Source organism: Agrobacterium sp. V1 (assembly GCF_030518355.1).
In the GTDB taxonomy this organism is placed as follows: domain Bacteria; phylum Pseudomonadota; class Alphaproteobacteria; order Rhizobiales; family Rhizobiaceae; genus Agrobacterium; species Agrobacterium cucumeris.
In genome coordinates this window covers 1105243-1125802 of the sequence record NZ_JAULSF010000002.1, presented here as the reverse complement: position 1 = coordinate 1125802, position 20560 = coordinate 1105243, and the positions used below count along the sequence as shown (strand labels likewise).

Genomic DNA, 20560 nt, shown 5'->3' with positions numbered 1-20560 from the left:
ACGGGATCATTTCGTCTCCCGTCCGGGCTGTGCCATCCAACTTCCGTTTTGAGGACCGGTTGCCGATTTTCTGGCGCCGTGCTGGTTAAAATGTCTCGCAAGAAGCTCGATTTCCGCGCCGATGCCTATCGTCATGTGCTCGGCTTTGTTTTTCACCACTGGAGCCACCGGCCGGCACTGGTGGGTTTCATCATCGTGCTGGTCATTGCCAGCACGCTGGCCGAAGTCATGGTGCCGGTTTTTTCCGGCCAGATCGTTGATGCCATCGCCGGCGGCAACGGGGCGGACAAGGCGCTGCACGCCTTTGTCATCGTAGTGTCGCTTGGTCTCACCAGCGTGGTGCTGCGCTGGTTCATCTTTAACGGCATCATCAGGCTCACGCTGAAAACCATGGCTGACGTCACCAATAACGGCTTCCACAAGGTGCAGCGGTTCTCCACGGACTGGCATGCCAACAGCTTTGCCGGCTCCACGGTGCGCAAGATTACGCGCGGCATGTGGGCGCTGGATTCGCTGAACGACCTGCTGCTCATCGCCCTTCTGCCATCCCTCGTGATGCTGGTCGGCGCCACCATCGTGCTCGGCAGCTACTGGCCGGTCATGGGCCTCATCGTTGGTCTTGGCTCGCTGATCTATGTCGGTGTCACCGTGGCGCTTTCCATGGGTTATGTGTCGCCTGCGGCACGGCTTGCCAATGCCTGGGATACAAGGCTTGGCGGGGCACTGGCGGATGCCATCAGCTGCAACTCGGTCGTCAAGGCCTTTGGCGCTGAAACGCGTGAGGAAACGCGGCTGGGCCACGTGCTGGTGAAATGGGATAACCGCACGCGCAGAACATGGCGGCGCGGCACGCTGAACGGCACCATTCAGAGCTTCATGATGGTGTCCATGCAGGCCGGCATTCTCGGCACCGGTCTCATCATGTGGCGACAGGGGCTGGCGACGCCGGGTGATATCACCTTCGTGCTTGCCATGTTCTTCGTGCTGCAGGGTTACCTGCGTGATGTGGGGCAGGATATCCGCAACCTGCAACGCGCCGTCAACGACATGGAAGAGTTGGTGCTGCTGGACAAGATGCCGCTTGGCGTCGAAGACAGGCCGGATGCCGCGCGGCTTGATATCGGCAAGGGCGAGATCTTCTTCGATCACGTCACGTTCCAATATGGCGCGCATCCCACCCCGCTTTATGATGACTTCTCGGTCACCATCAAGCCGGGCGAACGTGTGGGGCTGGTCGGCCATTCCGGCTCGGGCAAGACGACCTTCGTCAAGCTCATCCAGCGCCTTTACGACATCAGGTCGGGCGCAATCCGCATCGACGGGCAGAATATCGCCGGTGTGACGCAATCGAGCCTGCGCGGCCAGATCGCCATCGTGCAGCAGGAACCCATCCTGTTCCACCGCACGCTGGCGGAAAACATCGCCTATGGCCGTCCGGGTGCCTCGCGGCGTGAAATCGAGCAGGCGGCAAAACAGGCCAGTGCCCATGAGTTCATCATGTCCCTTCCAAAAGGATATGAAACCATGGTCGGCGAACGTGGCGTCAAGCTCTCGGGCGGGGAACGCCAGCGCGTCGCCATTGCCCGTGCATTCCTTGCTGATGCGCCAGTGCTGATCCTTGACGAGGCGACCTCGAGCCTCGACAGCGAAAGCGAAGTGCAGATCCAGCAGGCCATGGAACGGCTGATGGTTGGCCGCACGACGCTGGTCATCGCGCACCGGCTCTCCACCGTCAGGGCGCTGGACCGGCTGCTGGTGTTCGACAGGGGCAAGATTGTCGAAGAAGGCGACCATCAGGCGCTTATCCGCCTCAATGACGGCATCTACCGCCGGCTGTTCGAGCGGCAGGCGCTGGAACTGACCAAGGGCCTGGTGGCCTGAAACAACGAGACGCCGGAGTTCATCCTCCGGCGTTTCATCCGCAACTTCAAACCAGTGCCACGAACGCGCCGCTTTTTTCGGTTAGTGGCGTTCTCTCCGCAATACCAACAGGATGGTGAACCATGGATTTCAACCCGATCACAAAGCCGCAACGCCTTGTCATCAGGGGAAACCATATCCATGCCTTGTTCCATCACCCTTTCAGACCTCTCATGGTCCACGCCTGACGGTCATCCGCTCTTTTCCAACATCAATCTTCGCTTCGGTCTCGAACGGGCTGGCCTCGTCGGGCGCAACGGCGTCGGCAAGACGACGCTTCTGAAGCTGATTGCCGGGGAATTGTCACCGTCCGCCGGCACGGTCTCCGTCTCCGGCAGGATCGGCGTTCTCAGGCAAATCGTGCAGGTCATGCCCGGGGAGACCGTCGCCGATCTTTTCAATGCGCGTGACCCGCTCAAGGTTCTTTCCCGCGCCCAGGCGGGGCTGGCCACACTCGAAGAGCTTGGCGACGTCGACTGGATGCTAGAGGAAAAAATTGCCGATGCGCTGGCTGCGGTCGGGTTGGACGCTTCGCCGTCAACGCTGCTTTCGGCACTGTCCGGCGGGCAGCGCACACGGGCGGCACTTGCGGCCCAAATCCATGCCGCCCCGGACTTCCTTATCCTCGACGAACCGACCAACAATCTCGACCGTGACGGTCGTCTGTTCGTCGCCGATTTTCTGGCGGGTTGGCGTGGCGGAGCGATTGTCGTCAGCCATGATCGGGAACTTCTTGATACATTTGATGCGATCGTCGAAATGACGACGCTGGGCGCAACCCGTTATGGCGGCAACTGGAGCCATTACCGCGCGCAAAAGGCACAGGAACTCGCCGCCGCCGAACAGGATCTCGCCAGCGCCGAGAAGCGCCTTGCCGAGGTAAAACGTCGGTCGCAGGAAGCACTGGAACGCAAGGCAAGGCGCGACGCAAAGGGCGCCGCCAAAGCGGCAAAGGGGGATATGCCCCGCATTGCCGCCGGCGGCATGAAGAGGCGAGCCGAGAAAACCAGCGGCGACAATGCCAATCTCGCCAGTCGCCTGAAAGCCGAAGCGACCGAGGATTTGCAGACGGCGCGCCAGCGGATCGAAATCCTTCAGGACCTTACTGTCACCCTGCCACCCAGCGGGTTGCACAAGACCAGGACCGTGCTGAGCCTGCAAAACCTGACCGCGGGCTATTCGGGAAAACAGCCCGTATTCGCCGATCTGTCCTTCGAAATCACCGGCCCGCAGCGCGTGGCCGTGACAGGCCCGAACGGCTCGGGAAAAACGACGCTGCTTTCCGTGATCAGGAATGAACTGCAGCCATTGTCAGGGACGGCCCACCTCGGTGTGACGTCCGTCTTTCTGGACCAGCAGGTCAGCCTGCTGGATCCGAAGCTGTCGATCCGCGACAATTTCCTTCACCTCAACCCGCAGGCCGGGGAGAACGCCTGCAGGTCAGCGCTTGCCCGCTTCATGTTTCGTGCCGATGCCGCCTTGCAGATCGTCGGAACACTTTCGGGTGGCCAGATGCTGCGCGCAGGTCTCGCCTGCGTTCTTTGTGGTCCGCAGCCGCCGCAACTGCTGATCCTCGATGAACCGACGAACCATCTGGATATCGATTCCATTGCGGCCGTCGAGGCCGGCCTGCGGGCCTATGACGGCGCGCTCCTGGTTGTCAGCCATGATGAAGCGTTTCTCGGCAAGATTGGCATCGACCGACGGCTTACCCTTGGGCGGCCGTGAGGCGCCGTGATTGCGCACGTCGAAGCCGGACGTCCATCTGCCGTTTCGCCTGGATGTCTCCTTTTCTCATGGCGACCGCGCTCCCCTCAACCCACGCGGCAACGGCACCCTCGTCGTCTCCGAGATGCATAAGGCATTCGCCAAGTGCCGCCCAGGCGGCCGAGTAGTCGGGGTCCTGGTGAACCGCCTCGCGCAGATGTTGCGCCGCATCGTCGAATTGCCGCGCGGCCATCAGGGCCTTCGCCAGTGAAAAGCGCAGGAGCGGAGCATCTTTACCGTCTTCCAGCATCTTCAGGAGTTTCTCGATCATCGTCATTCCATTGCAATGGTGGGCTTCATGCAAATCGATACGACGTCAAGCGCGGTTGAGGTCAAGCGGAGATTGGCACTTCCCCGGAGGAAACCTCCGCTGATGGAGCGGAGTGTTTCATCTTGATATGCGGCGTACCGCGACCGGATCCCAGATATCATCAAGCGGCCCTTCAAGGGCGGTGCGTGGGGGAATGAGCTGCGGTTCGATAATGGTGACTTCGGGCTCTGCGCGGTTCTCTTCCAGTAGTTCGAACCCTTTTTCGAGCATTTGCGCAATATCGGGTTTGATCATGTAAACGGGAAAGGGAAGAAATGACGCGAAGGGGTCGTAGTCAAAACAGCCGACGACGATGTCGCCAAACGCTTCCCCGTCATGACGCCCCATGAAACGAAGCAACCCTTCGAAGTTGATCGATGAATTGACGAAGAAACAGCGGGGAAGGCGGCCCCTGCGCTCGAAGAAGCGTTCGAAGGCCAGTTCTGTCATGTGCGGCGAATAGCCGGTGATCTCGATATCGTCACCACTCTGCACGCCGAAATAATCGGCTTTCGCGGCATGAAAGCCGTCAATTCGCTCGCGGCTGGCGTGGTCGTCATGACCACCGAACAGGATGACGTCGTCAGGACCGAGCGACCCACCCTTTGCCGCATGGGCAAGGATTGCCGATGTCAGGATTTCCGCGCCGTGCCGGTTGTTGGAAATGACGGACGACGCAAATTTGCCGGGCAGGTCGATATTGACGTGGGGAAGGGCTGCGCGGGCGCAGACCTGGTGAACGCCATCGGGATCGGTGACGCCAGCAATGAACAGGGCATCAATCGAATAGGCGATCAGTGTCTCGACGGTGCGACGTTCCTCCTCGGGGTCGCGCCGCCCGGAAACCACCATCGGCGACAGGCCGCGTTTGCGTGCCTGCCCCTCGAAGGTCTGCGCCATGGATGAAAAGAACCGGTTGTCATAAACCGGCACCAGAAGCCCGACGAGACCGGATTTTGAGCTCCTGAGGCCACGGGCCTGCAGATTGGTGGTGTAGCGCTGTGCCTTGGCGAGCGAGAGAATCTTGTCTGCGGTTTCCTCCGAAATCCGCCGCTTGCGCCACGATCCGTTCAACACTGCGCTCACTGTCGAGGCGGATGCGCCAGACAATAGCGACAAGTCATAAATGGTGGCTTTCTTGGAACTTATGCCTGTCACTTCGATCTCCCCAACTGATTCCGATTATTAGAGCACGCATCCCCTTGACGGAAGGGAGCTTCATGATATGGTTATTGCACCATCGATTGTGCAGTTTGGCAATATCGATTGTGCAGGATGGTTGCTATGGGAGTGGCAAGGGAGAGTCTCGAATATGCGAGATGAGAGATTTGAAGCGCGGCAGGGAAAAACTGGCTGCGGCGGATTTCGTTTGCCGATTTTTTGAGGAGGAACATCATGAAGAAAATTATTGCTGCGGCGCTCGGCCTGTCGCTTGCGCTGCTCTCATCCGCGGCCTTCGCCGAAGGGCCGAAGGTTGGCGTCGTCGTCAAGATCGGCGGTATTCCGTGGTTCAACGCCATGGAGGCCGGCATCAAGGAGCAGAGCAAGAAGCTCGGCGTTGACGGTTTCATGGTTGGCCCGACCAGCGCCGACCCGGCGCTGCAGGTCCGTGCCATCGAAGACCTGATCGCCCAGAAGGTCGATTTCATCGGTGTCGTGCCGAATGATGCGAAGGTGCTGGAACCGGTGCTGAAGAAGGCCCAGGCCGCCGGCATCAAGGTCATCACCCATGAATCGCCCAAGCAGCTCGGCGCCGACTGGGATTTCGAACTGGCTTCCGCCAAGGGTTTTGGTGAAGCGCATGGCAAGCTTCTGGCGGAAAAGATGGGCGGCAAGGGTTCTTATGCCGTCTTCGTCGGTTCGCTCACCGTGCCGCTTCACAATGCCTGGGCCGATGCCGCCATCGCCTATATCAAGGCCAATTATCCGGACATGAAGCTCGTCGGCGATCGCTACGGCGTCGCCGAAGATCTCGACAAGAGCCGGTCGACGGCGCTTGACCTGATGTCCGCCAATGCCGACCTGAGCGGTTTCCTTGCCTTTGGTTCGCAGGGACCGATCGGTGCCGGGCGTGCCGTCGAAGAGCGGCGCAAGGATGGCAAGGTCTTCGTCATCGGCCCGTTTTCGCCGGGGCAGGGCGCTAAGCTGATCAAATCGGGCGCGTTGACAGGCGGATTCATGTGGAACCCGAAACAGGCCGGTGAGGTCTTCATCACGCTCGCCGACCGTATCGCCAAGGGCGAAACGCCCAAGGCCGGCGACAATATCGAAGGTCTCGGCACCATCAATCCCGAGGGTAACACCATCGTCGTCGATCAGCTTTTGAAGATCGACAAGGAAAGCATCGACAAGCTCGTTTCCATGGGCCTCTGATCCTCCCCGGAGCCGCAGGCGTCGCGCGAGACGAAAAGCTCGCGCGACGCCCATCCCAAGAAACATGCCGAGCGCCACGTCTGCGATGCTTTCGCGGCGAAAGGAGAGATACGCTATCATGAGCGCAGAACCGCTCCTGTCCCTCAAGAATGTCAAAGTCACCTTTGGCGGCGTGCGCGCCCTGAAAGGCGTTTCTTTCGAGGTCAATCCCGGTGAAGTGCATTGCCTGGCCGGTGAAAACGGCTGTGGCAAAAGCACGCTGATCAAGGTCATAACAGGCGTTTATACACCCGAAAATGATGCTGAACTGTATTTCGACGGCAAGCCGATAGCCGCAATGACCCCGACACTTGCGCAAGCGCTTGGCATTCAGGTGATCTGGCAGGATCTGGCGCTGTTTGATGAAATGTCGGTGGCGGAAAATATCGGCTTTCAGTACGCGGTGAACGGCAGATACGGGCTGGTCGACAAAGGCGCGATCGCAAAAGCGGCCGAGAAGGCTTTGGCCCGGCTCGGCGTCGAGATCGATCTCGACAAGCCGCTCAAGGAACTGCCCATCGCCCAGCGTCAGATCGTGGCGATTGCCCGTGCACTGGTCGGGGAAGCGCGCCTCGTTTTCATGGACGAGCCCACCGCGTCGCTGACGCAATCGGAAACGGACTACCTGATCGACATCGTCCGCAACCTCTCCGCCTCCGGCGTTGCGGTTGTGTTCGTCTCGCACCGGCTGGCGGAAGTGCTTGAGATTTCGGACCGCATCACCGTGCTGCGCGATGGGTCGCTTGTCGGAGTCTTCCCGGTTGAAGGCATGACCCAGTCACGCGTGACCGAACTGATGACCGGCCGCAACTTCGACAGCGCCGTCATCGCTGCCGATCACGATGACAAGCCGGTCGTTCTGTCCGTCCGCGGGCTCAGCCGGGTCGGTGAGTTTGAAGATGTGTCTTTCGATCTGCGGCAGGGCGAAACGCTGGGGATTACCGGCCTGCTGGGAGCCGGACGCACCGAACTGGCCTTGACCCTTTTCGGCATGCATCGGCCGCAATCGGGTGAAATCCTGATCGACGGGAAGAAGGTGAATTTCCACTCCAACCGGGATGCGATCCGGGCCGGCGTTGCCTATCTTTCCGAAGACCGGCTGGCGCTTGGTCTCAATCAGCCCCAGTCGATTGCCGATAATCTCGTCATGGCCTCGCTTGACCGTTTGCTGACGGGCGGCCTTATCTCGCCATCGAAAAAGGCGGATGTGGTTTCCCGCTGGATTTCAGCGCTCGGTGTCAAGATCGGCCTGCCGGAAGACCCGATCCGTACGCTTTCGGGCGGAAACCAGCAGCGTGTCGCCATTGCCAAGTGGCTGGCGATCGGGCCGAAAATCCTCATTCTGGATGCGCCGACCGTGGGTGTCGATGTCGGCGCGCGTGCCGGCATCTTCGAAATCGTCCGCAAGCTCGCAGCCGAAGGTCTGTCGATCATCGTCATCTCAGATGAACCGCCGGAAGTCTATTTCAACACAGACAGGATCATTCACATGGTCGAAGGCCGGTTCCACGCCACCCATGATCCGCGACATGTGTCGCTTACCGAACTGGAGTCCGCCATCTATGCGTAGGCTCATCCTCGGACATACGACCGAATTCACGCTGCTTGTGGTCATGGTGCTGCTCTGCACGGGCCTGTCCCTTGCAACCGACCGTTTCCTCACCATCTCCAACGCCTTCGACGTGCTGAATGTCTCGGCGGTCAACATCATTTTTGCGGTCGGCCTGCTTGTCGTGCTGATTTCGGGCGGTATCGACATCTCCTTCGCGGTTGCCGCTTCCGTCGTGCAATATGTCACGGTGCTGGCGCTCAATGCGCTCGGCGGCGGCAACTGGGCGGAGGGTTTCATCATTGCCGGCGCCGTCGGCCTTGGTCTCGGCTTCGTCAACGCCTTTCTGGTCTGGCGGCTCAATATCATTTCCATCGTTGCGACCATTTCCACCTTCAACATCTTCTTCGGCCTGCTGATGTTCTTCACCAAGGGCGTGTCGATCTACGATCTGCCGGAATGGCTTTCGACCCGCGTGGTGTTTTATGAGCGCGAGATGCCGGATGGTTCCTGGGTCGAGCTGACATTGCCGGTCGTGGTCATGATCCTCTGCTGCTTCGCCACCTGGTTCATGATTTCTCGCACCACCGTCGGCCGCAAACTTTATGCTTTCGGTGACAATCCGGAAGGCGCACGCCGCTTTGGCATCAATATTGGCGCCATGCATTATATTTCCTTCGGCTGGCTCGGCCTGATGGCGGGCATTGCCGGGCTCATGCAGGCGCATTACGCGCAGGAGGTCGTGCCCAACGCGCTTTATGGCCGCGAGCTGGATGTTCTTGCTGCCACCGTGCTTGGCGGCGCGCGGCTTGGCGGCGGCAAGGGTTCGGTCATCGGCTGCGTGCTTGGTGTGTTGATGGTGTCCATCACCCAGAACGGCCTCAACCTGATGGGCGTGTCTCCCTTTGCATTCAAGATGATCGTCGGCGCCATCATTCTCATCGCAATCACGCTTTCCTCCACCCGGTTCGACAAGCTGCTGCCGGCAGCTTTGCGGACCTCCGCTAAAAAGGGGCGTGCGCAGCGATGAGCAGCTTCGTTCGGAAATTCAACGCGATTTTCGGTGCTGACATGGCCGGGCCGGTGATTGCCTTTGTCGCGGTCATGCTCATCTTCGGGACGCTGGCGGATAATTTCCTGTCGCTCGCCACATTCGGTTCGGTCGCCTTCCAGCTGCCCGAACTCGGTCTTTTGACACTGGCGATGCTGCTGCCGCTGCTGACCGGCGGGATCAATCTTTCCGTCACCTTCGCCGCCAATCTGTCGGGGCTTGCGGCAGCATGGGTGCTGCAGGCCCATGGCGGCGTGGACGCACCGCCGAGCGCCTTCCTGCTCGCCTGCCTCGCCGCCCTTGCCACCGGTGGTGCTGCCGGCGCCATGACCGGCGCGGCGATTGCCTATACCCGCGCGCATCCGATCCTCGTCACCCTGTCGATGATGATTTTCCTGCGCGGGCTCGGGGAGTTCCTGACGCGTGGCGGTGATGTTTCCGGTTTTCCGGCCTATATGGCGCCGCTTGGTCACGGCACGCTTTTCGGGCTGCCCATCCCGCTGCTGATCTTCATCGCCTGCGTCGGGCTGTGGCACGTGCTGCTGACCCGCACGAAGCTCGGTTTCGGTCTGCTGATGATCGGCTCCAATATCGAGGCGGCGCGTTATTCCGGTCTCAATACCCGCAAGATCCAGGTGCTCGTCTACACGCTCTCGGGTCTCATGTGTGCCGTCGCCGGCATCATCATGCTTGCCCGTTTCAACTCGGTGCGTGTGGGACACGGTGAATCCTACCTGTTGATCACGGTGCTGGCGGCGTTCCTCGGCGGCATCAATCCATTCGGCGGCTTTGGCCGTGTGCTGCCCGTCTTCGTCGCCCTGATCGTGCTGCAGCTCCTGTCGTCCGGGCTCAACCTTCTCGGCGCCAACCAGCATCTGGCAACGGCGCTGTGGGGTGTGCTGATGATTGTCGTCATGGCGGCGCGCGGCCTGTTTTCAGGTTACTTCGCATCTCTCAGAAAGAAGGTATGACGTGCAAGGCTTCGGTGTTCACGCAATGATGTGGTCCCTCAACTGGGATCATGAAAGCGCCAGGCGGGCCATTGCCGGTGCTGCGGATTATGGGCAGGATTTCATCGAGATTCCGCTTGTCGATCTCCCATCGGTCGATACGGCGCATACCCGCGCCCTGCTGGAGAAATACGGTCTGCGGGCTGTCTGCTCGCTGGTTCTGCCGGAGCCTGCCTGGGCCTCCATCCGCCCGGAAGCAGCCGTCGCGCATCTGAAGGCCGCGCTGGACAAGGCCTCCGAAATGGGGGCGGAAGCGCTGACGGGCGTCACCTATGGCGGCACCAGCGAGCGTACGGGTTTCCCGCCGACACAGGCTGAATACGACAATCTGACACGCGCACTATCTCAGGCTGCCGGCCACGCGAAGACGCTTGGCCTGCAATTCGGTATCGAGGCCGTCAACCGCTACGAAAACCATCTGGTCAACTCAGCCGAGCAGGCCGTGGCGCTGGTTGAGCGTATCGGTGCCGACAATATCTTTGTCCATCTCGATACCTTCCACATGAACATGGAAGAGAAGGGCATCGCCAGTGGCATCATCGCTGCCCGTAACCATCTGAAATACATGCATATGTCGGAAAGCGACCGCGGTACGCCGGGCTTCGGCAACGTTGCCTGGGACGCGGTGTTTGCCGCACTCGCGGCCATTGGCTTCAAGGGCGTGCTGACGCTCGAGAGTTTCGCCGCGATGCCGCAGGAGATGGCGGGTGCGATTTCCACCTGGCGGCCGGTTGCTTCAGGCGCAGACGAGGTCCTCGACAAGGGGCTGGCCTTCCTGCGCGACAAGGCAAGCCAGTACCGGATTTTCTGACCGCAATCATTATCGGGGCGAGGAACACCTTGAGCACAATTGACGATAATGCCCGTGAGATTGCGGGCTTGGCCCTCCAGCGTCTGGAAAAGGCAAAAGGCCGGCGCGTGATGATCGCGATTGCCGGCGCCCCGGGATCGGGAAAATCGACCATTGCCGAAGGTGTGGTGGATGTGTTGAACGCCGGCGGAGGCGAGCCAGCCGCGCTTTTTCCGATGGATGGTTATCACTATGACGATGCCGTGCTCGAAGAGATGAACCGCCGACCGTTCAAGGGCGCCATCGATACGTTCGATGCCCACGGGTTGCGACACATGCTCGGGCGCCTCAAGGCCAATGAGGATGATGTCATCGCCGTTCCAGTCTTTGACCGGGCGATTGAAATTGCCCGCGCAGGCGGCCGGTTAATCCCGCAATCCGTCGATATCATCGTCTGTGAAGGCAATTATCTCCTCGCCGGCCAGTCGCCGTGGAACCGCCTCAAGCCGATCTTCGATCTGACGGTTTTCGTCGATGTCGGCGAGGACGATCTGCGTGCGCGGCTCAGAAACCGCTGGCTGGGCTTCGGTCTTGCCGAGGACGAGATCAACCGGAAGGTCGAGGAGAACGATCTTCCGAACGGCCGTTTCATCATCTCGACGAGCACCGAACCCGATCTTCGCATCGGCAATCCGGGAAGCGGGCACATCCTAACCAATTGAAACAAAACTGAAAGAAATCCCCATGAAACACGGCATCTATTATTCTTACTGGGAACATGAGTGGAGCGCCAAGTTCGGCCCCTATATCGAAAAGGTCGCCAAACTCGGTTTCGATATCATCGAAGTCGCCGCCCACCATATCAACGAATACAGCGACGCCGAACTCGCCGCGATCAAGCAGAGCGCGAAGGATAACGGCATCATCCTCACTGCGGGCATCGGCCCGTCGAAATCAAAGAACCTGTCGTCGGAAAATGCGGCCGTGCGCGCAGCGGGCAAGGCTTTTTTTGAGAGGACGCTCACCAATGTCGCCAAGCTCGACATCCGCACCATCGGCGGCGCATTGCATTCCTACTGGCCGATCGATTATTCGCAGCCGGTCGACAAGCCGGGTGATTACGCGCGTGGAGTCGAGGGTATTCACGGCATTGCCGATTTCGCCAATGATCTCGGCATCAACCTTTGCATCGAAGTCCTCAACCGCTTTGAAAACCACGTGCTCAACACGGCGGCCGAAGGCGTCGCCTTCGTCAAGGATGTCGGGAAGAACAATGTGAAGGTCATGCTGGATACCTTCCACATGAACATCGAGGAAGACAGTTTCGGCGAAGCCATCCGCACGGCCGGCCCGCTGCTGGGTCACTTCCACACCGGCGAGAGCAATCGCCGTGTTCCAGGCAAAGGCAGGATGCCCTGGCAGGAAATCGGTCTCGCTCTTCGCGATATCAATTACACCGGTGCCGTCGTCATGGAGCCCTTCGTCAAGACCGGTGGCACCATCGGTTCTGATATCAAGGTGTGGCGTGATCTGAGCAACGGCGCTGATGTCGCCAGAATGGACGAGGACGCCCGCAACTCCCTGGCATTTTCCCGTTTCGTCCTCGGCGGCTGATGTCCGGTACGTGGCGCTGACCATGCGGCCGTCATATGGCGCCGCCTGGTCTCGCAGGGATAACGCATGAGCGCCGGCGGCTGGCAGAGATCGCAATCTGCGAGTTGAAGAAAACACCTCTTATGCGCTAAAGCTCCGGGATATCCCGGGATCGGAAACGATCCGCCCAAGGCCATTATTCGCATGATCCCTGTCGCACTCCCGTCCGTCGAAGCGGTGCTTCTTGTCGCCTTCCTTCTTGCCACGACCTTTGTCTGGGCCGTCTGGACGCTGGGGCTGCTCATTCGATATGCGAGCGGCCGGCGGAAGCGCCCGGTGATCTTGCCCTACGGGCTGGTGACCGCCATCGCGGTTTTCACCCTGTTGCAGATCGCTGGTTTTTGTCTCGAGATGCGGGCCTATGACCGGGATAGGACGGCAAACTACCAGCCGGAACTGCTTGAACCAACCCGGCTTGGCCAGATCGATATGCCCGAAGGCACGAAACTCGAACTGGCCATTGCCAATAACAGGGATGCCTTCAGCCGCGCGGTGTTTCCGCATCCCGTGCGCGTTGCAGATATCGATGCCGTCGAAATCGCCCGCTATATCGCGATAAAAACCAACGACAACTACGAAACCATTGGCTTCACCCCCGACAACATGCGGATAACCGGCAATGGCGTAACCACCCAGAGCGGCTGGCGTTGCGACGCGACCCGGCCGGTGGAGTTTGATCTGCGGCTCGATGGCGGCATATCCGCCTTCAGCAGATGCATTCTTGCCGATGGCAATGTCGTTGATGGCATCACGCTGCCGATGGGCACCTCCCTGTACGCCTCTACCGGCAATGTCTATATCGACGGCTTCGTCGATTCCGACAGATGGGTTCTCGGCACGCCGCAGGGTCAGACCATCCACGTCGATAATTTCGATCTCTCCGATGCGACGATTGCCCTTGATGATGAACGAAAACTCTACGAAATCAAAAGCGCGGTCCTGTCAAAGGAGGCGATGCTCGGCACGCGCCGCCATGCGGCCGGAACCCATGTTCGCTATAATGCCCGGCACCTTCGGAAAGATTACCCAGCCGCATGGCTGCTCACCCCACCTCTGCCTGATGTTGATCCTCAGCCGTCATCGCCCGCAAGCCTCGTGCAGAACAGGGAAGGAGAGGTTCTGGCCACCCCGGCGGATTGAACAGGACCGGGCAGGGATGCGGCGAAATGGCCCGCCCGCGAGCACGCGCTGAACGCTGGGATCAAGCAAAATTGAGTCCTGTTAAAGGGCTGTGGTCAGGCCTGTTTGCGATTGGCCGTTGCCGTTTCGATGCCTGAAGCCAGGTGGCTATCGAACCAGGCGATCATTTTGCGAAGCTTCTCTTCGGCGGGCGTGACGTCACCTGCGTTCACGAGTTCAGCCGCAGCCTGAGACATGGCAAGCAGAATGCGCGCGGTTTCTGGCACATAGGGCAGATCGACCCCCGCATCGTGGCGTTCGCGTATAATCTGATAACGTAGCTTTTCAGGGTAAGTCCATGCGCTCACAAGCAAATCCTGGACGCTGACCTCTTGGCCTGCGATATCGATCACCGCATCGCGGTCGGCCTCAACATATCCTGACGCCTCTATGCGCTCGCAGGCATTGATTGCGGCATTCATCAGGTCCCTGACCACGTTCCAATCTGTTTTCATCGCATCCTCCTTACCGACTGCGCAGGCCGGCCGACGGTATGTCGATGCTCCGTCGCATGCAATGTCTACGGAAAGTGGCCAGCGAAATCGTTTTTCCCACGTGTATCGAGAACGATCTCAAACACCGCGAACAGCTGTCAAAAGATACTGTGATGTCGCAGGTGGCAGCCGGTGATGGATCGCGGGCAGGCGCGATCCATCATTGCAATCGTTTTTCACCGTTCCCGGTAAAAGATCATGCCGCCATGGTGGAGGACGTCATCTATGAACGTTCCATCTGCGGTAAAGCCGGTATCGTCCCGGTAATCGATGTGATTGCCGGTCACGACGTAACGGCCCTGATAGGCGCTTTTGCGGTTGCCGCGGGCTTCATCATAACGCCCGTTGGCCAAAAGCTCCTGACGGACATGGCCGTCACCTGTCACCCACATGCCGACATACGGGTGAGCTTGCGGGGGCGTGGAACCGGCGCCGGTTTCGCTCCCCGTCAGCATGGCGATGGCAGCGGCAACGGGTATTGTCATGTTTTTCATCTGTTTTCCTCCTCAGGCGGCAGCCGTTGGGCGAACAACGATCTCGTTCAGATCGACGTCATCAGGCTGTTCGATGGCGAAACGCACCGCGCGGCCGATGGCATCGGGCTTCAGCGCAATGGCGCGGTAGGTTTTCATGGCCTCGGCTGCTGCCGGATCGGTGATCGTTTCCGCCAGTTCGCTTTCCACCACACCGGGATGAATGCAGGTGACGCGCAGATCCGGCCGTTCCTGCCGCAACCCGTCCGAAATCGCCCGGACGGCAAATTTCGTGGCGCAGTAGACGGCCGCGGTTGGCACCACCGACAGCGCCCCGATGGAAGCGATATTGATGATGTGGCCGGAACCGCGCGACGTCATTTCCGGCAGCACGGCCGCGATGCCGTGCAATACGCCCTTGATGTTGACGTCCACCATGCGGTCCCATTCGTCGACCTTCATCGAGGCCATCAGGGAAAGCGGCATGACGCCGGCATTGTTGATCATGACATCGACCCGGCCGAAGGTTTCGCGGGCCTTCTCCGCGAAGTCGGCCACGTCGGCACGGTTGGTGACATCCAGTCGGCTGACCGCCACCTGGACGTTGCCCGCTTCCCGGATCTCCTTTGCGAGTTCCTCCAGCCGCTCCGTGCGGCGGGCGCCGAGCATGAGTTTTGCACCAGCCTTGCCGAGTTCACGCGCGATACCCGCGCCAATGCCGCTGGAGGCTCCCGTGATGAGAACAACCTTGTCCATCGTTCTGTCCTTCCTTTTTGAAATCACCGCTCTTTTGCGGTTGCATGAAAGATAGACAGGCAGCATTGTTGAGATAAGATGCCTATTAATTTCCATAGTGGTAAGGAGAGCTAAACAGTGACGCTCGATCTGAACGCTCTCTCGGTCTTTGCGCTGGTGGCGGAGCTGAAGAGTTTTAGCGCTGCGGCCGACCGTATGGGCGTGTCACGTTCCGCCGTCAGCCAGACAATTCGGCGGCTGGAGGAAATGCTCGGCCTGGCGCTGGTGCTGCGCACCACCCGCAGCGTCAGTCTCACTGAGGCGGGTGAGGGGCTTTATGCCAATATCGCGCCGGCCATAGCCGAAATGTCGGCGGCGGTGGAACAGGCGGGCGAATTGCGCGAAAGTCCGAACGGGCTGTTGCGGCTTGCCGTTTCTTCCATTGCAGAAAACTTCCTGTCCGGCCCGCTTCTTGCTGGCTTCACCGCCGCCTATCCCGACGTTCACCTCGATGTCGTGGTGACCGATGAGGAATTCGATATCGTTGCCGAAGGCTATGACGCAGCCGTGCGGCTGGGCGAAGTGATCGATGAGGACATGATCATCGTGCCGATATCCGGGGATGTGCGGCAGCTGGCAGTCTGTTCGCCTGATTATCTCAAAGGCAGCAGCAAGCCCATTCACCCGAAAGAACTGGCGCATCACCGGTGCATTGGCTGGCGGTCGGCTCCGCGCAGTGCACCCTATCGCTGGGAGTTTGCTGAGGCCGGGCGGGAATTCAGCGTCGCGGTCGCGCCGGAGATCACCACCAACGACATGGCACTGATGATCCGGATGGCGGTGGCGGGAGCGGGTATCACCTTCGGCATCGAAGATACATTCCGCAGCTGGATCGATCGCGGCGAGCTGATGCCGCTGCTTGAAGATTACTCGCCTTATTTTCCCGGCTTCTACCTCTATTATCCGAACAGGCGTAATCTGGCGCCCAAACTCCGGGCGCTGATCGATCACGTCAAGATATCGAGGCAACGCACGCGGTCGCTTTAAACGGTTATGGCCTGCCTTGGCGTGGATGCTGCTTTATCGCAAAACCGATGACAGAAATTCGCGGGTCCGCTCTTCTTTCGGCCCGCCGAAAATTTCCTCCGGTGCTCCCTGCTCGCAGATGCGGCCCTTGTCGAAAAAGCAGACCCGGTCTGACACTTCGCGGGCAAAGCGCATCTCATGGGTAACAAGCAGCATCGTCAGATCGTGTTCATGGGCCAGATCACGAATGACGGAAAGCACTTCGCCCACCAGTTGCGGGTCAAGTGCCGAGGTTGGCTCATCAAAAAGCAGGACACGCGGACGCATGGCAAGCGAGCGGGCAATGGCGACGCGCTGCTGCTGACCGCCGGAAAGCTGCACCGGATAATGATCCTTCTTGTCGGCCAGCCCGACCATCTTCAGCAATTCGATTGCCCGCGCTTCCGCTTCTGCGCGGGCGATGCCCAGCACCCGCACCGGCGCTTCCACGATGTTGCGAAGCACCGTCATATGCGGAAAGAGGTTGAAGCTCTGGAAGACCATGCCGACGTGATTGCGGATCTGGCGAAGATGCTTCTCCGAAGCCTGAAAGGGGCCTTTGCCGCCCTGTTCATGATAGGAGATGTCGGCAAGGGTAAGCTTGCCCTCCTGGAACGGTTCCAGCGTCATGAGGATGCGCAGAACCGTTGATTTGCCGGAGCCGGAAGGGCCGATAAGCGTTACTTTCTCGCCCTTTGTCACGCTGAAATTGAACTGGTCGAGAACCGTCAGAATGCCGAAACGCTTCGTGACATCGGAAAATTCGATCAGCGGCTGATTGGTGGTGTTGGTCATCGCAAGGGTATTCCTGCTTTTGGAAGCGCCCTTTGCAGGCGGCTGAGGCCTGCCGAGCAGATTATTGTCAGAAGGAGGAAGATCAGGCCGACGAGCGTCAGCGGGACCAGATATTCGAAGGTGCGCTCGCCGATCATGTTGGCAAGCCCCATCATCTCCAGAACCGTGACGACGGAAAGCACCGGCGTTTCCTTGATCATGGCGACGAGGTAGTTGCCCATGGCCGGAACGATGCGCGGAATGGCCTGAGGAATGATGATATCCCGATAGGTCTGCATGCGTGTGAGATTAAGTGCAGTCGCCGCTTCCCACTGGCCGTGATGCACGGCCTCGATGCCGCCGCGATAGACCTCGGACGTGTAGGCCGCATATTGCAGGCCGAGCGCCAGCGCGCCGGTCAGGAAGGCGGGCAGCACGATGCCGAAATCCGGAAGCACGTAATAAAGGAAGAACAGCTGCACCAGAAGCGGCGTATCGCGAAGGAACTCGACAACCAGCGCAGTCGGCCAGGAGATCAGCTTGACCCGGCTGCGGCGCAGCAGCGCAAAAACGAGCCCCAGAACCAGCGCGATGGCGAAGCCGGCGGCTGCCGCCTTCAACGTTACCATCAGGCCGATCAGTATGATCGGCAGGATCGAGGTTGTGTAGGTGAGCCATGTGGTGGTGTCCCATTCGTAGCCATACATCATGAGAAGATATCCTTACGAATGGCGGGTGCGGGGGAAGACGTTGCCGCGCCTGACGAAATGTTCGATCACCCGGATGATGACCATCAGGACGAGGGACATCGCGAAATAGCAGAGCAGCGTGATCGAATAGATGCTGGTGCTATCCAGCGTCAGGTTGCGGATCGACTGCGCCGCGAATGTCAGGTCGGCAATCGAGATCAGCGACACGAGTGAAGAAAGCTTCAGCGTTTCTATCGCCAGATTGCCGAATGCCGGCATCATCTCGACGATTGCCTGCGGCAGGGAGATGCGAAACAGCGTCTGCATCCGCGTAAAATTCAGCGCGCGGGCTGCTTCCAGCTGCTGCACGGAAACGGAGGACAACGCACCGCGCACGATCTCCGCGCCATAACCGCCGGCATGGGCGGCAAGCACCAGAATACCCGTGGTGATCGGATCAAAGCTCAGCCCGACCAGCGGCAGCGCGTAATAGAACCAGAAGAGCTGAACCAGCAACGAGGTGCCGCGAAACACCTCCGTATAACAAAGCGCGACCCTGGACAGGATCGGTCCGCCCTCGACACGCAGAATCCCGAAAAAGAAGGCAAGCAGCGTGCCGACCACAAGCGCTGCGAGCGTGATCGTCATGGTGACGACGGCACCTTGCCACATCATCGGCAGGTAGGCGGTCATGTCCATCTGGCGTTTTCCCAAGTTCCTGACGAGCGGTGCCCGGCGAAAACCGGGCGCCGCTGAGCTTTATTTTCCGGCGCAGAGATCGGCGACCTTCTTTTCGGCCGCTGCCGCGATACTCTGTTCGGACAGACCGTATTTGGACAGGATTTTCTTGTAGTCATCCGTCTTGCGGAACTCGACCAGAGCGGCGTCAAATGCGTCGCGCAACTCCTTGTCCTCGGGGCGGAAGGCGAAGCCGCCATAGTTGCGGACCGGATTACCCTTTACCACCGGATCCTCAAATGGCGTGACCTGCTCGACATTGGCCTGGTTCTTGGCCAGTTCGGAGACGGTGAGCTCCGTGGCCGCATAGGCGTCCGCGCGGCTCTGGACGGTGGGGATCGCGTCGGCATTGGCCGGAATGAAGACGATCTGCTCGTCCTTGACGCCGACTGCCCGCAGGAAGTCGACATTGTTGGCGCCCGAGACGACGGCCACCTTCAAGGACGGATCCTTGGCGATATCGGCATAGGTCGTCAGCTTCTTCGGATTGCCCTTCTTCACCAGCAGGCCTTCGCCGTAGGAAGAATTCGGCTCGGTGAAGGAGACCTGCTTGCAGCGTTCGGGCGAGATGTTCTGTTCTGCCGCCGCGAAATCGAAACGACGGGCCTTGAGGCCGGGGATCAGCGTGCCGAAGGGCGTCACCGTCCAGTTGACCTCCTCGATACCCATCGATTTCAGAACCGCATTTGCCACATCAGGGCCGATCCCGGCAGATGTGCCGTCGGGCTGCATGTAGGAATAGGGCACTTCGTTTGCCGTGGCGGCACGAATATATCCCTGGCTTTTGACCTCCTCGAGGGTCAAGGCGCTGGCCGAAGTCACGCCGATGGCAAGGGCAAGGGCGGAAAGCCCGGCGATTTTGGTGATGTGCATGGTATTACTCCTCTGGTTGGGTTGCGTGGTCCGTTTTCGGATCTCACGTGGGTTCGTTTGACTATGTGTTCTCCGTTACCGTGGCGATGACGGAAAGGCAGTCGCCGGCCTTGATCAGACCGGGAACGTGGCGTGCCGCGAGCACGCCATGCATGGATGCGCGATAATCGACTGGCGCGAGGCCGGTTTTTCCAACCGGATAGACCCGGGCGATGATTTCACCTGCCGTGACCGCGTCTCCCAGATCGCGGACAAAGGCGACGAGCCCGTCATCTTCGGCAAAGGTGAAGCAATCGCTGGAGGGCATGTCCAGCCAGCGGCTTGGTTGAACATCCAGCGAACCAGCCAGTATGCCGGCGTGGCGCAGCAGGTTGAGGCTGCCTTTTCGGGCGATGTCGATCGATCTAGCGCTCGCCGTGCCGGCCCCGCCAAGTTCGGTCGTGACAAAGACCTTGCCGAGTTCCTCGACGGTCGTATCGAGCATGCCGACGGCGTCGATTTCCAGCATCTTCATCGAATAGGGCGCTGCAAAGGCCGCCACCGCCTCAAAACAACGGGTCTCCTGCGCCTTGTCGGGCAATTCGTGAGCGGCGGCATAGGGCAGGAAGTCAAGTGTCCTGCCGCCGGAATGGAAATCGAGAACGATATCCGCAAGCGGTATCAGATGTCGGGTCACGTAATCGGCGATCTTCTCCGTCACCGTGCCGTCGGGCCGGCCGGGAAAGCTGCGGTTCAGGTTTCCCCGGTCGATTGGCGACGTCCGTGTGCCCGCGCGAAAGGCCGGATAGTTAAGCGCCGGCACGATGATGATGCGCCCGCTTACCTCACCCGGATCAAGCGTATGGGCAAGCTCGAAAAGTGCCGCCGGCCCCTCATATTCGTCGCCGTGATTGGCGCCGGTCAAAAGGGCTGTCGGGCCTTCGCCATTGGCGATGATGCAGATCGGTATCATCACCGAACCCCAGGCGCTGTCATCGCGGCTATAGGGGAGCCGCAAATGACCGTGCTGCACGCCTTTCGCGTCGAAATCGACGGAGGGCGTGATCGGCGAGGGGCGAGGAGCGGTGCTCAACATCAT

At 59.8% G+C, this 20560-nt stretch carries 21 protein-coding genes; 11 read left to right on the top strand and 10 right to left on the bottom strand.

The annotated features are described in order from the left end of the window. The first annotated feature begins 90 nt into the window (after positions 1-90). The gene (locus QSV77_RS19105; protein WP_302734687.1) at positions 91-1881 is read left to right on the top strand and encodes an ABC transporter ATP-binding protein; all 1791 of its coding nucleotides are present in this window, start codon (positions 91-93) and stop codon (positions 1879-1881) included. A 180-nt stretch (positions 1882-2061) separates the two neighbouring features. Continuing rightward, the gene (locus tag QSV77_RS19100; protein ID WP_302734686.1) at positions 2062-3648 is read left to right on the top strand and encodes an ABC-F family ATP-binding cassette domain-containing protein; all 1587 of its coding nucleotides are present in this window, start codon (positions 2062-2064) and stop codon (positions 3646-3648) included. On the opposite strand, the gene QSV77_RS19095 is transcribed toward QSV77_RS19100, so the two are convergent. Further along, entirely contained in the window at positions 3629-3958 is a 330-nt protein-coding gene (locus QSV77_RS19095) for a tetratricopeptide repeat protein (protein ID WP_302734685.1), read from the bottom strand. The two genes, QSV77_RS19100 and QSV77_RS19095, sit on opposite strands and share 20 nt — an antisense overlap. 117 nt (positions 3959-4075) lie before the next feature. Next, positions 4076-5155 (bottom strand): LacI family DNA-binding transcriptional regulator, encoded by a 1080-nt coding sequence (locus QSV77_RS19090; protein ID WP_302734684.1) that lies wholly within the window; start codon positions 5153-5155, stop codon positions 4076-4078. 237 nt (positions 5156-5392) lie between these two features. Here QSV77_RS19090 and QSV77_RS19085 point away from each other — a divergent pair, with 237 nt between their 5' ends. From QSV77_RS19085 to QSV77_RS19050, 8 genes are all read left to right on the top strand, one after another. Further along, positions 5393-6370, top strand: a complete 978-nt coding sequence (locus tag QSV77_RS19085; protein WP_046801275.1) for a substrate-binding domain-containing protein — start codon at positions 5393-5395, stop codon at positions 6368-6370. Between the two features lie 118 nt (positions 6371-6488). Continuing rightward, on the top strand, positions 6489-7979 hold the full coding sequence (locus QSV77_RS19080; protein ID WP_302734683.1) for a sugar ABC transporter ATP-binding protein: 1491 nt from the start codon (positions 6489-6491) through the stop codon (positions 7977-7979). Next, on the top strand, positions 7972-8988 hold the full coding sequence (locus QSV77_RS19075) for an ABC transporter permease (RefSeq protein WP_302734682.1): 1017 nt from the start codon (positions 7972-7974) through the stop codon (positions 8986-8988). The genes QSV77_RS19080 and QSV77_RS19075 overlap by 8 nt, the downstream gene beginning before the upstream one ends. Further along, positions 8985-9980 carry an ABC transporter permease gene (locus QSV77_RS19070; RefSeq protein ID WP_046801277.1) on the top strand — a complete coding sequence of 332 codons (996 nt, stop codon included), beginning with the start codon at positions 8985-8987 and terminating at the stop codon, positions 9978-9980. The genes QSV77_RS19075 and QSV77_RS19070 overlap by 4 nt, the downstream gene beginning before the upstream one ends. A 1-nt stretch (position 9981) precedes the next feature. After that, entirely contained in the window at positions 9982-10830 is an 849-nt protein-coding gene (locus QSV77_RS19065; RefSeq protein WP_302734681.1) for a sugar phosphate isomerase/epimerase, read from the top strand. 29 nt (positions 10831-10859) lie between these two features. Then, a complete protein-coding gene (locus tag QSV77_RS19060) occupies positions 10860-11531 on the top strand; it encodes a nucleoside triphosphate hydrolase (RefSeq protein ID WP_302734680.1) in 672 nt (223 codons plus the stop codon). Between the two features lie 22 nt (positions 11532-11553). Further along, the gene (locus tag QSV77_RS19055) at positions 11554-12423 is read left to right on the top strand and encodes a sugar phosphate isomerase/epimerase family protein (RefSeq protein ID WP_269700011.1); all 870 of its coding nucleotides are present in this window, start codon (positions 11554-11556) and stop codon (positions 12421-12423) included. A gap of 183 nt (positions 12424-12606) precedes the next feature. Further along, positions 12607-13602, top strand: coding sequence for a hypothetical protein (locus QSV77_RS19050; protein ID WP_302734679.1), 996 nt, complete (start codon positions 12607-12609; stop codon positions 13600-13602). Between the two features lie 95 nt (positions 13603-13697). Here QSV77_RS19050 and QSV77_RS19045 read toward each other — a convergent pair whose 3' ends face one another. The 3 genes from QSV77_RS19045 to QSV77_RS19035 all read right to left on the bottom strand — a co-directional run bounded on the left by QSV77_RS19045 (position 13698) and on the right by QSV77_RS19035 (position 15364). Continuing rightward, positions 13698-14096 (bottom strand): hypothetical protein, encoded by a 399-nt coding sequence (locus QSV77_RS19045; protein ID WP_302734678.1) that lies wholly within the window; start codon positions 14094-14096, stop codon positions 13698-13700. A 215-nt stretch (positions 14097-14311) separates the two neighbouring features. Next, positions 14312-14620: an Atu4866 domain-containing protein gene (locus QSV77_RS19040; RefSeq protein WP_302735275.1), complete on the bottom strand. Its 309-nt coding sequence runs from the start codon at positions 14618-14620 to the stop codon at positions 14312-14314. 21 nt (positions 14621-14641) lie between these two features. Further along, entirely contained in the window at positions 14642-15364 is a 723-nt protein-coding gene (locus QSV77_RS19035) for an SDR family oxidoreductase (RefSeq protein ID WP_302734677.1), read from the bottom strand. Between the two features lie 117 nt (positions 15365-15481). Between QSV77_RS19035 and QSV77_RS19030 the strand changes: the two genes are divergently transcribed. Continuing rightward, positions 15482-16390, top strand: coding sequence for a LysR family transcriptional regulator (locus QSV77_RS19030; RefSeq protein WP_302734676.1), 909 nt, complete (start codon positions 15482-15484; stop codon positions 16388-16390). A gap of 33 nt (positions 16391-16423) precedes the next feature. Here the strand turns inward: QSV77_RS19030 and ehuA are convergent, their stop codons facing one another. The 5 genes from ehuA to doeB form a co-directional block, all read right to left on the bottom strand. After that, positions 16424-17203, bottom strand: a complete 780-nt coding sequence (gene ehuA, locus QSV77_RS19025) for an ectoine/hydroxyectoine ABC transporter ATP-binding protein EhuA (RefSeq protein ID WP_269700016.1) — start codon at positions 17201-17203, stop codon at positions 16424-16426. Further along, positions 17200-17892 (bottom strand): ectoine/hydroxyectoine ABC transporter permease subunit EhuD, encoded by a 693-nt coding sequence (gene ehuD, locus QSV77_RS19020; protein ID WP_302734675.1) that lies wholly within the window; start codon positions 17890-17892, stop codon positions 17200-17202. Before ehuD ends, ehuA begins: the two co-directional genes overlap by 4 nt. A gap of 12 nt (positions 17893-17904) precedes the next feature. Continuing rightward, on the bottom strand, positions 17905-18570 hold the full coding sequence (ehuC, locus tag QSV77_RS19015) for an ectoine/hydroxyectoine ABC transporter permease subunit EhuC (protein WP_269700018.1): 666 nt from the start codon (positions 18568-18570) through the stop codon (positions 17905-17907). Positions 18571-18630: 60 nt separating this feature from the next. Then, positions 18631-19482: an ectoine/hydroxyectoine ABC transporter substrate-binding protein EhuB gene (ehuB, locus tag QSV77_RS19010; RefSeq protein ID WP_302734674.1), complete on the bottom strand. Its 852-nt coding sequence runs from the start codon at positions 19480-19482 to the stop codon at positions 18631-18633. Between the two features lie 61 nt (positions 19483-19543). Next, on the bottom strand, positions 19544-20557 hold the full coding sequence (doeB, locus tag QSV77_RS19005; RefSeq protein WP_302735274.1) for a N(2)-acetyl-L-2,4-diaminobutanoate deacetylase DoeB: 1014 nt from the start codon (positions 20555-20557) through the stop codon (positions 19544-19546). Positions 20558-20560 lie beyond the last annotated feature (3 nt).